Source organism: Burkholderia sp. Bp9031 (assembly GCF_003857965.1).
In the GTDB taxonomy this organism is placed as follows: Bacteria; Pseudomonadota; Gammaproteobacteria; order Burkholderiales; family Burkholderiaceae; genus Burkholderia; species Burkholderia ambifaria_A.
In genome coordinates, this window is record NZ_QTPW01000012.1 from 123,548 (window position 1) to 137,284 (window position 13,737).

Consider the following 13,737-nt stretch of genomic DNA (forward strand, 5'->3'; position numbering starts at 1 on the left):
GCAGGTCTCAAAACGCAAATGCGTCGCCCAGCAACCGAAGGGCGTGTCCGAACGGTTTGGCGGATGCGTCGGCGGATATCGCAGTCGTCGCCAGCGACGACACTGTCATCCCCGGATTGGCCCTGGGCGACTTCATGCCGGACGTAGCGGGCTGCACGTCTGCCCGAGGCGAGTCCGCCGCGGCAGTTCGACGAGGCGCCGGGTTCGGCGTCGCCGGCAGTGGCTCATCCTGCAACGACGTCGCACCCGGAAGCCCCGGCGGCAGCGGCACCGCCGCGTGCTTTGCCGCTGCGATTGCCGCGGCAGGCAACGGCGGCGGACTGGCCGTCGACACCTTCGCCCCGGTACTCGCCGCCCCGGTCACGAAAATCCGCGCCGGCAGCGCAAAGTTGCGCAACTGGAGTACGTCGAGCGGCCCGGCGCCCGCCTCGCTGCGCAATTGCACCTTCAGCGGAATGCCCTGGCTCGTGTCCGGCATCCAGGTCAGCAAGTAACGTGCGTTGTCCTGCTGCGCGACCTTCGCACGCTCCAGCAACCGGATCAGGCCGAAGCGCCCCTGCGCGTCGAGCGCCGTGCGCAACCCGCCCTTCTCCGTCTGCCATTCGATATGCGACAGGTTCTCGAGCGACTGGCCCGGCCACTCGAACGGCACCCATTCCTGCTTTTGGTTGAAATAGCGCAGTTCGCGCCCGGAGAGCACGAATTTCATGTCAGTGACGCCCGGCGTCGGCACTGCCTGCATTTCGTATCGCACACGCGCATCTCCGGACGGAAACAGCACGGTCGAGAGCCGCGTGAGCTTGTTCAGGCCGCTCAGGAAAACCGGATCGATCGTAAGCGCGCCTTGGTCGGCCCCTTGCGCGACGACCCACCGGTCGCCCTGCCGCTCAATCACGCCGGCGAGCTGCGTTGCAACGAACTGGGCGATCACGCCATTGTCGGGCCGCATGAAGCGCGCCATCTCGGGCAGCGACGCGTCGTTGTCGGCGTCCGAGAACGGATATCGGCCGCCGAACGACTTGTTCCAGTCGGCCAGGATCGCCATCCGCCAGATTTCGTTCAGGCTCGACGCGGCAGGCTGCACGACGACCTGCCACGCCTGATCGAACGGTGCCCGAAACAGCGCACCGAAGCCTGCCCACCGTTCGCCCAGGCTCGCGGCCACACGGCTCGCGTAGTCGCGGCTATCCGAGATATCGGACGTCTTGCCCTGCAGAACCGACTGAGCGGCCAGCCGCGCGATCGCGTCCGGATCGGCACCGGAGACGATCTGCGATGCCTTCAGACGCATCGCCGTGACCCGCTCGAGATAGCGTGCGAGACTGAGGTCGCCGGTCGCGGCCAGTTGAGCGGCGGCCTTGCCGTTGGCCGGCGCGCCGGACACCAGATCGCTACCGGTCAGGCGCAGGATCGGGCCAAAGGCTGACGCAAGCGGCGCAAGCTGCGGCTGAGCCTGCTTCGACGGATCCTTCTCGTCGGCGCCGACCAGTTGTTGCGCCTTGTTGATCAGACTCGCGGAGAGCGACTGCGCATTCGCGCCCGCGCCTGCCTGGTAGACGATCGCGTTCATCAGTGCAACGAGCGGCGAACGTTGCGAGTCGCCCAACAGCGTCAGCTGGTCGGCCGTAGCTGACAGCGTTGGCGCGGATTGCCAGCGCACGCTGTTCAGGAACAGGGCCCACGTGCGCGCGTAGTCATCGAAGTAGCGCTGACGCAATTCGGCTTTCAATGTCGACGGGGGCGGGTTGCTGGCGTTGGTGTCAGATTCTCCACGGGGACTGCCTTCCGGGCGCAGCACCCAGTCGCCCGACACGTCACGCTGTGCGCTGACGTCGTCGATCGCCTTCGAGATCCGCTCCTCCCAGGCCGCACGCGTGAAAACGCCGGGAACGGTCGCGGTCGTATTGAACAGGCCTCGACTCGTCGTGTCGCCGAGCAGCGTCGCGAGAGAGACCGGCGGATACTTCGGGGTCGCCTCATCGATGATCTGCTGGTAGAGCGCATCCCTGGAGTTCTGGATGCCCCGCACACCAATCACCGTTTGGCGGGCTGACGCAATCAGGTTGCCGTCCGGTGTGATCGCGAACGCGGCAGCATTCGAAGCGGGGGCCTGGCCGAGATGGTTTGCGAAGAACGCGATGGCGTGCAGACGCAGGTCTTCCCAGGCGCCCGGCGACAAGGACGAATTGGACGGACGTGCGGGTACGGCCGTCGCGGCAAGCTGCGGCGTCAGAAAGGCAGCCACGGCACGCTCCGGCTTCGCGAGCATCAGGTAAGCCTTGAGCGTGTCGTAGGCGGCCTGGATCTGTGCGTTGCCGCCGTCGGCAATCTGAGCGTCGGACAGGGCTGCAAGCTGCTGCAGACGCGCTTCGAGCTTCTCGCGAATCGGGGCGACGAGGATGCGGTTCGCCGCGAGGGCATAGCTCGGCCACAACGCGTCGAGCAGTGCGCCGTCGCGATTCAGGCCGAATCGCGATGCCCAGGGCGCGCCTTCGCGCTGATGGACTTCGAGCGTGTCGATCTGGCGATCCAGAGTGTTCAGGGCCTGCAAGACCTGCGTGTGGTCCTGCACGGTGGAGAGAGTCGCGATCGTGTCTGCGGTGCTCCGGATCGTTGCACGGTTGACGAAACCGGAAAGCATCGTGCCGGCGATCCAGCAACCGAGCAGGCCGGTTGTGAACCATGCGGCCGCGGTCGACAACGAGAAACCTACGCGGCGGCCGTGGATCTTGCGACTGTGTTCGGCGACGGTTTGCCATATCGTGCGGTGTCGCGGGCCGACCGGCGGTTCGTCGTCGCTCGCGCCGGCGGGTGCCTGCGGCGGCGTCAGTTCCCGCTCCTTGAATAGCGGTGCGAACAGCAGGCCGTGGACTGCGTGCCGCCGGATACGTGACTGCGAGGTTTGCAGCACCAGGCCCGACAGTGCGCGCCCAAGGTTCGAAATATGCTGCGACAGTTCGGCGGGAAAACGATCGCCTGCGTCCTTCGTCAGGCGCACGACACCGGCATCCGCCAGGTTGTCGGTGAGGGCTTGCAGCGACGCGTCGATCGCCTCGGCGCTGACGCGTGCGTTGGACCACGTGAAGCCGATCGCCTCGTCGGGACTCGACGCCTCGCTGCCGAAATCCGTCACATTGAGCAGATAGGCCGGCGCGGCCCAGCGCAGCGCGCGCGCGTGGCGTGCGAGTCGCTGGGAAAGATTGTCGGTGTCGAACGGGGCATCGACAGAATTGCGGTTGCGTGTGACTGCGACGATTGCATCGACCGGGCGACGGCGGCGTAGGCGGCGGATCTGGTCGAGCCATTCGAGATCGAGCGTGTCGCGGGTTTGCTTGGCGTACAGCAGGACTGTATCGCCGATGATCAGGTATCCCGCGTCGACGAGACCCGGTGCCAGGCGTTTCACCAGCGGTACGTCGCCGGCAACGAGCACCCATCGTTCGCGATAGCGCCAGCGCCATCCGTGGCGGTCGCGAAGACGGCTACGTAAAGCCGCAACGCGTGTGCCGCCATCAGAGGTTCCCGTATCGCGCCGCTCGGATGACGAGCTTGTCTGTTTCTTGACCCAATGCAGAAGACGTCGTGCTGCTACCGCCGGGCGAGATGACGAATCGAAGCTATTCCATAGGAACAGCACGACGAATACGATGCAAAGCACGACGATCCATCCCGCACGCCTTTCGACCGATTGCAGGCCCACCCAGGTATCGCCTGCGAACCAGATCAGCAATCCAGGCAGGATAACCGCTATGACGATGCTTAGAGTGTCGATCCGGAACTTGCGCATATTGAATAGAAATTGAATCGAGATTGACCAGATGAATGCCGCTCCGCATTTCGTTGGCAGTGGTCCTGGCCAATGTTCGATCGGTTAGGACGCTTACGCTCAGACATCGACATAGGAGGCGTATTGCGAGGGAAGCAAGCGCGGCAGTGGATCGCACTTGCATACGCACAGATCATCGCTCAGGGCGCCTTCTCTGCCGTCAGGGCCCTTCATCGAGAAGCGAGGGCCGTCGCATACGATATGCCCCGTCGTATCACATGCGGGACACCAGACATCATCACGCTCGTAAGCCTGTTCGCGATTCCCGATTCTGTCGTTCGAATCGCCGCCCAGGACAATGCCATTCGATGTTGTCTTGTCGCCTTTCAGAATGTCGTACCGCCTGACCATGATCTGCCCTCCCCAATTCAGAGATAAGTTGTGCACTGCGCGGCTATGTGAGGATGTAGAGACAGAGACCCGCTCGGGCCTCGGTCATTGCGGATCGCCATTCCGCAAAACAGAGAAGCAAACCCCCGTCTTGCCGGTCGTTGCCAGAAGCTGGGGCGTGCCATCCCGAGCAACCGCCTTGGCTGCGCACGCTGCGCCAAGCCAGGACGCGACTTCACCTGCGTGCCCCACCATGTAATCGATGTTTGCCACCTTCGCGGCGATACCCGCCTTGACCGCTGCGGCTGTCACTGCGTTTGTCGCGGCTGGGTCAAGGGCGCACTGCCAAATACGACTCAAAGCAGAGGGTTCCATGCGCCCCCAGCGCAATGTGCGTGCAAGGGCAACATCCGACGGACAGTTGTCGGTGTCATTTGGCCGATGCAGCCTTGCAATCGAGTCGATCTTGAATCGACGCTGCATTGGTTCCGGCACCACGAGTAGCGCGACACCGGCTTCCGCGCTCCCGTCCGGCGGAAGCGCCTGAAGAACCGGATTCAACCGCACGAAGACGAGCAGGCGCGCTTCCTGATCACGCGTCTGGTTGATTCGATCCAGCCACGCGTCGAAGGCCATCAAATCGGGCGGATCGTGCGCAACCTCGGCTTTCAATGGCTGGAGATCGGATTTCGCCCATTGCTTGTCCCACGACGCTAACGCCTCCTTCGATACATCCAGCACCTCGATTCGAGCGTTCTTGCGGAAGTCCGTGCGCGACACGAGCATCTTCAGGCCTCGCCAGCGACCTTCGAGCGCCTGGAAATCCGGAGCATGCATGACCGCGTCGAGCTGGCGGCCGATCTGCCGGTCAAGCTGCCCGATGTAAAAATCGAGCAGCGACTTGTCGAGCCGGTCGACCGGCTTGCTTTCCTTCGCGATCAGGTTGAGCAGCGCGTCCATGCCGCGCGCGACCCGTTCGTCGGCCGATGCCTCCGACAATGCGTCGTTGTCGCGGAATGCTTCCAGCGGCCGCGCCTCGGCGACCGGCTTCAGGTTGATCTTGTTGCACAGCGTGGCGTAGACGCTGTCGTTTTCGAGCACCATCGTTTCCGTAGCGCCCTGGCGCGATTCATTCTGGTTCATGTGTCTCTCAGTCACGTTTGGTATGGCTGCCTGGTTGCGGGAGGTGGTGACGGCCGTCTTGGGCCGGCCGCGCTCACGCACGGCCTTCCTGTTGCAGGGTGGCCGTCGCGATTTGCCCCAGTTCGCCACGCAGCTTGTCGGAGAGGCGCTGGTCCTTCAGGATCTTCTCGAACTCACGGCGGAACATGACGTTGTCGAGCAGATTCGACTTGAGGTCGCGCAACAGATTGCGCATCGCCAGCATCGCTTGCAGCTCGGGAATCTGGCGAGCAACCTGCTCGGGCTCGAAATCCTTCATCGAGCGGAACGAGAGATTGACGGGCAGTTCCGAGCCGTCGCCGGTCAGGGTGTTCTCCGCAGCAATCTTGAGATCCGGCGCGTAGTCGGCCAGGACTGCATCGAAGTTGTTCTTGTCGATATTGACCTTCTTGCGTTCAGCCAGCGGCGCCTGTTCACGGCCCGCGCTGAAGTCGCCCGCGACGAGCAGCTTCAACGGCAACTCGACCTTCTTCTGGGCCCCGCCCGTATGCAAATCCAGCGTAATCGAGACACGGCTCTTTGGAATTTCCCTCTGGAAGCTATCCATTTGCAATCCTTATTTAGTGATGGTCAAGCGTTGGACAGGAGCACGGCGCATTCGACACGATCATCTCGTCGATACATCACGCATGGGATTCAATGCGCAGCATGTCTCGATCGATATTTCATCGCATGGCCTCCGCTCGTATGACTGAATCGCATGGGACTTATACACGGCAAACGCTTATACAGTCAAAGCGCGTCGCTCAAAAACCACAATCACCAAATGCAAAAAATCGCAAACATCTTGAAACAATTAACAAATTGAAAAGACACCGAATATTTTCGAGATAAATGACACCTCAACCCTTAAAGACACTATTTAAATTCATCCACTACCGCCAATATCCCTTATCAGACGGGCCACCCCTGACTTCCCCCTGCTCACACGCCACCCTTTCCAGTGACACGCAAATCCGTCAGAAAAACCATATATCCCAAAAATAATCTCCCAACCAATCGTCTCATTTGTTCACATTTCCAATGTTTGTCATTAGTAAACCAAACTACTTTGACTTTCAGAAATTGGTTGTGCATTGCGAAAGATGTCGTGTATAGGTTACGCCCTTGAACCGAATAACGAACAGACACACCACACGAGAGACCATGCGAATCGCGAAGCCGCTATGGCACGAGGGCCTCATCCTGACGCAGCAGCATTTTCAGCAACAGGATAGATGGGCTGAATTTGCGCTACGTCAGTACGCCTGCGCGGCTATGGCGCAGCCGTGGGGAACGCTTGGAGTAGAGATCGACGAAGAAGCGCTGTCGACAGGGCGCCTGAAACTCGCCCGCCTGAGGCTGTGTTTTCCGGACGGCACGCCGATCGATACGACCGTCGCCGATACACTCCCGTCTGCGCGCGATCTGACGCAAGGCGTGCCAGCGGACATGCAGAGCGTCGTTGTGTTCGCAGCGCTCGCGTTGCCGGATGCGAATGGCAGCAACTGCCGTTTCGACGAAACGTCGCTCGCTCGCCCACGGCGCGCTTACCGTGAATTCGTCAAGGTCGCGGACCTGAACGGAACCGGCGACGCCGAAATCGCCGTCGAACGGCGTGCAGTGCGGCTGGTTTTCGACTTCGAGTCGCACGCCGACGACACGGTCTGTGCGATCGCGCGACTGACGCGCGGATCTGGCGGCCAGTTCCAGGTCGATCGACAATTCGTGCCGCCGTGCCTCACGCTCGGCGGCCATGCACTGCACATCGAGCGGATCAATCGTCTGGCAGACATCCTGCACGCCAAGACGCTCGCGCTCGGTACGCGTCGTAGCGAACGCATCGCCGAGGTCGCGGAATACGGCGTGGCCGACGTGCAACTCTTCTGGCTGCTGCATTGCATCCACGCGGCCTGGCCGCAGTTGCGACTGTTCGCCGCGCATCCGGGTCGCCCTCCCGAGCATCTGTACACGATACTCGCGCAGTTGACGAGCGCACTGATGACGTTCTCGACCGAAGCGCAGCTCACCGACATTCCAGCGTACGACCATGCGCGAGCCGACGAGGTGTTCGCGAGACTGGAATCGCTGATCCGCAATCTGCTCGACGCCATCATTCCGTCGCGGGTCGTGTCGATCGGCCTCACCCGCAAGGGGCCGACCACCTGGACCGGCCAGTTCCTCGACGAACGGATCGTCGCGGATGCCGCCGACTGGTATCTGTCGGTCAACGCGCCGATGCCCGCGTTCGAGCTGGTCGAACAGTTTCCACGGCTTTGCAAGATCGGCGCTCCCGACGATGTCGAACACATCATCAATTCGGCTCTGCTGGGCGTCCCGCTCAAGGCCGTCCAGCGCGTGCCGGGCGCGATCCCCGTGCGTCTGGACAATCAGTATTTCGCACTGGACGCGTCCAGTGCCGTGCACGCGAAGATGCTCGCCGCGCGAGCCTGCCAGATCTACCTGCCCGCGTCGGTACCCGACGCCTCGCTCGAACTTTACGCCGTGTTGCATTCATGAATGCCCTGACTTCCAACCGAAACGACACGGCGCTGATGCCGAACGCGACGGGCGCCATCAGCCCGCCCGGCGACGGGATGCGCGATCTGCTGCGCGACACCGCACTGCTTGTGACGACGCTCGCCTCTGGCGGACGGGCTCAGGACGCGGTCGCATTGCGGATCCGGTGCAAGCAGCTTGTCGAACAGTTCTCGAGTGCCCTGCAGCACCGGGGCTTTCCGGACGACGTGCGCAACGAGGTACTGATTGCGCAGTGCGGGCTGCTCGACGAGGCAGCGCTGCGGCACCTGCCCGGCGAATCCCGGGCCGCATGGGAGCGCGAGCCGCTGCAGGTGGAGCAGTTCAACCTGCACGAAGCCGGTGAACGCGTATTCGAGCGGATCGACGCGCGCATGCGCGAACCAGCGCCGCCCGTCGCGTTGCTCGAGTGCTACTCGGCCATCCTCGGGATGGGATTCGTGGGCCGGTACGCCCGTGACGGTGAAGCCAAGCGGGCTGCGCTGATCGCGTCGTTGAACGCCAGACTGGAAGCGCTGCGCCCTGCCCCGGATCGGCCATTCATCGCGGATCGCGTCGAACGGCGCGTGTCCGACTGGTTCCACCGGCTGTCTCCATGGGCGATCGCCGGACTCGCGTGCATCGCCGCCACGATCGTATGGGGCGTCTGGTCGACCATACTCGACGGGCAGCTCGCACACCTTGTGGCGACAAAGGCCATTCGCCCGTGAAATCCGACCTGCCTGCTCTCTCTGCAGAATCGAAACGGCCGCCCGATCGTGGCCACGAAGGGCTCGGGTATCCATCCCGGTTCATGGTCGCATTCGCAACTGTGCTGGTGCTCGCCGTGATCTGGCTGGTGCTTCCACTCGGTTCCGGCGTCGCCTGGACACTTTCCGCCATCGCCGGGATTGTCGCGCTCGCGCTAATGGTGTGGTGTACGTGCAGGCTTGGCCGCGCGCGTAGCCAGAGCGCGCATCTGCTGACCGCGCTGGGCGCGGCGACGGCTGACATTCCGGTCAAGTTGCGCACGCGCATGCCGCTCGTGCTGGTGACCGGCGATGGTCTGCCCGCACTGTTCGACCGTGCGGGAGAGGCCCAACACGTGCACCTCGGCGACGGCGGCATCTGGCTGCGCGTCGATCGCCCACAGGAGCTGCCGCGCCTGGCCGTTGCGGTCAGGCAGTGGCGCGACGGGCGGGCGCCGGACGGCGTCGTGCTGTCCGTCGCGCCTGCGCTGCACGCGGAAACCGACACGCTGACGCAGAACTTGCGTGCCGTACGGCAGGCCGTCGCCGATGCCGCCCGCATGCTGGGTACGCGACTACCCGGCTACGTCGCGGTCTACCAGCGGCTTACCACCGGCCCTGTCGACCTCTCGACGCCGGCGTGGTACGGCGTGTCGTCGGCCACGCGCCTGGCGGGTGGCGAACGTTTCGAATCCGTGGTCCGCGCAGCGGAAAACGAGGTTCAACGCGCGGCCGGCGATCGCATCGCCGCAACACGCGCCGCCTCACTGGCCTCCATCGTCGGCTGGACGCAGCGCGTCGTTTTCGGCGCACTGACGGACCGACGACTGCCGGCGGCGCCATGGGCGCAGTTCGGCGCCGGCTGGATCGACTGCGGTCCGGCAAGTGCGTCCGGAAACCTGTGGGAACGCGATGTCGAAATGCAGACGTGCGTGGCACGTACGGTCTCCGCCGCCTCGCCGACGCCTTGGCCGCTCCCGCAGTCGCTGATCGAAGCGATGCCGCGGCGATACTGGATGTCTCCTCGTCAGGCCTCCGTGGGCCATGCATTCGCGCTGCTCGCCTGCGCCGCCGCCGTTGCCTTCTGGGGCGCAGCCAGGAACAACGAAGCGCTGCTGGATCGTATCGCCGCCGATCTCGGCCGCTATTCGACGATTCCGGCAAAGCATGACGCCGCGAAGCGAGACGCGCTACGCGCGCTCGTGGCCGATCGGGATCAACTCGACCGCTACGCACGCACCGGTGTTCCGCTGCGCTTGTCGTTCGGCATGTATCGGGGCGCGCAGCTGATGCCGGTGCTGAACAACGCGATCGCATCTTACGAGCCGCCTCCGCCCCCGCCTGCCGTCGTCTCGCTCGACAGCATGTCACTGTTCGACAGCGGCAAGGCACTGCTGAAGCCGGGGTCGAACCGTGCCATGGTCGGCGCACTCGACATGATCAACGCGCATCCCGATAAACGCATCCTCGTCGCGGGCTACACCGACAACGTGGGCAATCCGGACAGCAACCTGAAGCTGTCAACCGCGCGCGCGGAAGCCGTGCGCGACTGGCTGGTCGACGCATCCGGCATTTCTGCGACCCGGTTCGCGATTCAAGGCTACGGCATGACGCGCCCGCTTTCGAGCAACGACACACCCGACGGTCGCGCACGAAACCGTCGCGTGGAAATTACCCTGGTACCGGACACGGGAAAGTAGCGATCCAGGTTTAGCCCCCAAAGCAACTCGCTTCGGGATTCTCAAGCTCAGGGGCGCGCTCCTGGCTAGTTTAGTAGTGCGTACAGTGAAATAAAAAGGAGTAAGGCAATGGCAATTCCGGCTTATATGTGGCTCAAGGACGACGGCGGCGCCGACATCAAGGGTTCGGTGACGGTTCAGGACCGCGAAGGCAGCGTCGAACTCGTCGCGTTCGACCACGGCGTGCATATCCCGACCGACGGCAACACCGGCAAGCTGACGGGCACGCGCGTCCACAAGCCGATCACGTTGACGAAGGAAACCGACGCCTCGACGCCGTACCTGTACAAGGCCGTGACGAGCGGCCAGACGCTCAAGTCTGTCGAGATCAAGTGGTACAAGATCGACGACGCGGGCAAGGAGAAGGAGTACTTCAACACGAAGCTCGACAACGTGAAGATCGTCGCCGTAAATCCGGTCATGCATGACATCAAGAACCCGGACTACGAGAAGCACAACCACCTCGAAAACGTGGAGCTTCGCTACGAAACGATCACCTGGTCGTACAAGGACGGCAACATTATCCACAAGGACACCTGGAACGAGCGGTCCTGATCCCGATCGATGGTCGAACCGCCGGCTCCTCGCGCGGTTCCTTTGACAGCCTGGCCGATTCAGGCTGCCCTTCCTGTCCTCGAGACCGAGTTCGGTCCATGACTGTGCCTCGCCCCTTCCTTCTTCAGACCTCGACATGATTCCGCGCGACACGACCCACCTGCTCCGTCGACTCAATCCGCACTGCGCGAAGGCGCTCGAAGCGGCCGTGAGCTTATGCCAGACGCGTCTCGCGGACGAGATCACCGTCGAGCACTGGCTGCTGAAACTGATCGAAGCCGGTGACGGAGACATCCCTGCAATTCTGGGGCATTACGGTATCGACATCGACACCGTCTGGGATGCGCTGCTCGCCTCGATCGAGCATCTTCCGCGCAACCTTCGGGGCAAGCCGGCCCTCTCTCCGCAACTGGCAACCATGCTGCAAGACGCATGGCTCCGTGCAGCGTCCAACACCGACGACGCGGCCATCAGGTCCGGCGATCTGCTGCAGGCGATCGTCGATCGTCCCCATGTATTGCGTGCAGAGAACGCCTGGCCTCTGCTGTCCGTCAGCAGCACGCAGATCCAGCGCGTCCTGCCGCGCCTTGCCCATCGTTCGTGCGAAAGCTTGCGTCCGGAGGATATCGAAGCCGGAGCGGGTGACCATCCGATCGCTCCCGTAGCCGATCAGACGCCAGCATCGGCCCCGCCCGTCGTGGCAGCAACGCTCGCGCCCCGGCAAACCATCGACGGCGACGCCCTTTCCCGCTTCACGATCGACCTGACCGACAAGGCTCGACGCGGCACCATCGATCCGGTGTTCGGCCGCGATCGTGAAATCCAGCAGATGGTCGACGTGCTCGCGCGTCGGCGCAAGAACAATCCGATTCTCGTCGGCGAACCGGGCGTCGGCAAGACCGCGCTCGTCGAAGGCCTCGCGCTGCGCGTCGCCGAGGAAAGCGTCCCGAACGTGATTCGTGACGTGCGCATCCTGACACTCGATTTGGGCCTGCTGCAGGCCGGCGCCGGCGTGAAGGGGGAGTTCGAGCAACGCTTGAAGAACGTCATCGACGAGGTCCAGTCTTCGCCCGAGCCGATCCTGCTCTTCATCGACGAGGCGCACATATTGATCGGAGCGGGCAACGCCGCCGGCGGCGCCGATGCTGCCAACCTGCTCAAGCCGGCGCTCGCACGTGGCGAACTGCGTACGATCGCGGCAACTACCTGGTCGGAGTACAAGGAATTCTTCGAGCGCGACGCCGCGCTCGAGCGCCGCTTCCAGATCATCAAGGTCGGCGAACCCGACGACGATGCGGCGTGCCTGATGTTGCGAGGCCTGAAGAGTCGCTATGCGGAATATCACAACGTGCACATTCGGGATGACGCGCTCATCGCGGCGGTGAAACTCTCGCGACGCTATATCCCCGCGCGGCAACTGCCGGACAAGGCAGTCGACCTGATCGATACCGCTGCCGCGCGGGTGCGAATGGGACTCGAATCGCCGCCCGCGGAACTGCAGCGCGCGCGCGCCGCGGTCTCCGCTCTCGAACTCGAACAGGCGACGCTCGACGCGGACGCGCAGGCCGGTATCGACGACGCTGCGCCTCGGCGCGCGGCGCTGGAGAGCGCACTGTCCGAGGCGCGGAACATCCTGACGGGCTTGCAGGCGCGCCATGTCACCGAACTCGAGCTGGTCCGCCTCGTTCACCAGTATCGCGCCGAAATCGCCGAAGACCGCTCGGCGGCCAGCCACGGCCCGCTCGACGATATCAAACGCCGACTGGCCGACCGGCAAGGCAAGGCGCCGTTGATCTCTGTCGATGTCGATGCGGCAGCCATCGCACGTGTCGTTGCGGAATGGACGGGTGTGCCGGTCGGCAATCTCGTCGAAGACGAACTGCTGAGCCTGCTGAATCTCGAACAGCAGCTGGCCCGGCGCGTGGTCGCACAAGACGACGCGCTGGCTGCGCTCGCCGAGAGCCTGCGCACCGCGAAGGCAGGCCTCAAGAATGAACATGCGCCACTCGGTGTCTTTCTGCTCGCAGGACCATCGGGTGTCGGCAAGACCGAAACGGCGCTGGCCCTGGCCGACCTGCTGTTCGGCGGCGAGGCCGCGCTCACGACGATCAACATGTCGGAATATCAGGAAGCACACACGGTGTCGCAACTTAAAGGTTCGCCGCCCGGTTATGTCGGCTACGGCCGCGGAGGCATCCTGACCGAAGCCGTGCGGCAGCGGCCGTACGGTGTCGTGCTGCTCGATGAAGTCGAAAAGGCCCACCGCGACGTGCTCGACATGTTCTATCAGGTGTTCGACCGCGGCATGATGCGCGACGGCGAAGGGCGCGAGATCGACTTCCGCAATTGCGTGATCCTGATGACGTCCAATCTCGGCAGCGCACGGATTGACGAGATGACCGCCGACGATCCGGAGATTGCTCAGGCGGCGTTGCTCGAGTCGATCCACCCGCAGCTTGCGGCGCACTTCCAGCCGGCCCTGCTCGCGCGCTTCCAGTCGCTCGTCTATCGGCCGCTCGACGCCGCCGCACTCGCGTCGATCGTGCGGCTCAAGCTGTCGAAGGTCGCCGATCGCCTGCGCCGGCAACACGACGTCGAGCTGGCGTGCGACGAGTCGTTGATCGACGCGATGGCCGAGCTTTGTCTCGCGCGCGAGTCCGGTGCGCGCAACGTCGATGCGTTCCTCAATCAGCGAATCCTGCCGAGCGTGTCGCGCGAACTGCTTGCGCGCATGGCCACCGGTGCCCCACCCGAAAAGATCGTGCTGTCGAGTTCGGCCGAGGGGAACCTAACGATCGATTTCGTCGATCGGAGCAACGTCGCGGTGGGCACGACGGAACCGACACCCGCTACCGCGTAA

The 13,737-nt window shown here is 63.6% G+C and carries 8 protein-coding genes and 1 pseudogene; 5 read left to right on the forward strand and 4 right to left on the reverse strand.

The genetic code is table 11. The features are described 5' to 3' along the window. Positions 1-7: 7 nt before the first annotated feature. The 4 genes and pseudogenes from DIE15_RS17980 to tssB all read right to left on the reverse strand — a co-directional run bounded on the left by DIE15_RS17980 (position 8) and on the right by tssB (position 5,885). Positions 8-3,787, reverse strand: a complete 3,780-nt coding sequence (locus tag DIE15_RS17980; RefSeq protein WP_185734492.1) for an ImcF-related family protein — start codon at positions 3,785-3,787, stop codon at positions 8-10. A gap of 99 nt (positions 3,788-3,886) precedes the next feature. Then, the gene (locus DIE15_RS17985; RefSeq protein WP_082664669.1) at positions 3,887-4,177 is read right to left on the reverse strand and encodes a PAAR domain-containing protein; all 291 of its coding nucleotides are present in this window, start codon (positions 4,175-4,177) and stop codon (positions 3,887-3,889) included. Between the two features lie 693 nt (positions 4,178-4,870). Beyond that, positions 4,871-5,299, reverse strand: a pseudogene (locus tag DIE15_RS17990) (type VI secretion system contractile sheath domain-containing protein); the annotation flags it as partial. Positions 5,300-5,372: 73 nt separating this feature from the next. Beyond that, positions 5,373-5,885 carry a type VI secretion system contractile sheath small subunit gene (gene tssB / locus DIE15_RS17995; protein ID WP_124833970.1) on the reverse strand — a complete coding sequence of 171 codons (513 nt, stop codon included), beginning with the start codon at positions 5,883-5,885 and terminating at the stop codon, positions 5,373-5,375. 599 nt (positions 5,886-6,484) lie between these two features. Between tssB and tssK the strand changes: the two genes are divergently transcribed. From tssK to tssH, 5 genes are all read left to right on the forward strand, one after another. After that, positions 6,485-7,837: a type VI secretion system baseplate subunit TssK gene (tssK, locus tag DIE15_RS18000; RefSeq protein WP_124833971.1), complete on the forward strand. Its 1,353-nt coding sequence runs from the start codon at positions 6,485-6,487 to the stop codon at positions 7,835-7,837. Continuing rightward, positions 7,834-8,565, forward strand: a complete 732-nt coding sequence (locus tag DIE15_RS18005) for a DotU family type IV/VI secretion system protein (protein ID WP_124833972.1) — start codon at positions 7,834-7,836, stop codon at positions 8,563-8,565. The genes tssK and DIE15_RS18005 overlap by 4 nt, the downstream gene beginning before the upstream one ends. Beyond that, on the forward strand, positions 8,562-10,283 hold the full coding sequence (locus tag DIE15_RS18010; RefSeq protein ID WP_124833973.1) for an OmpA family protein: 1,722 nt from the start codon (positions 8,562-8,564) through the stop codon (positions 10,281-10,283). Before DIE15_RS18005 ends, DIE15_RS18010 begins: the two co-directional genes overlap by 4 nt. Before the next feature lie 108 nt (positions 10,284-10,391). After that, the gene (locus tag DIE15_RS18015) at positions 10,392-10,877 is read left to right on the forward strand and encodes an Hcp family type VI secretion system effector (RefSeq protein WP_006494514.1); all 486 of its coding nucleotides are present in this window, start codon (positions 10,392-10,394) and stop codon (positions 10,875-10,877) included. Between the two features lie 136 nt (positions 10,878-11,013). Further along, a complete protein-coding gene (tssH, locus tag DIE15_RS18020; protein ID WP_124833974.1) occupies positions 11,014-13,737 on the forward strand; it encodes a type VI secretion system ATPase TssH in 2,724 nt (907 codons plus the stop codon).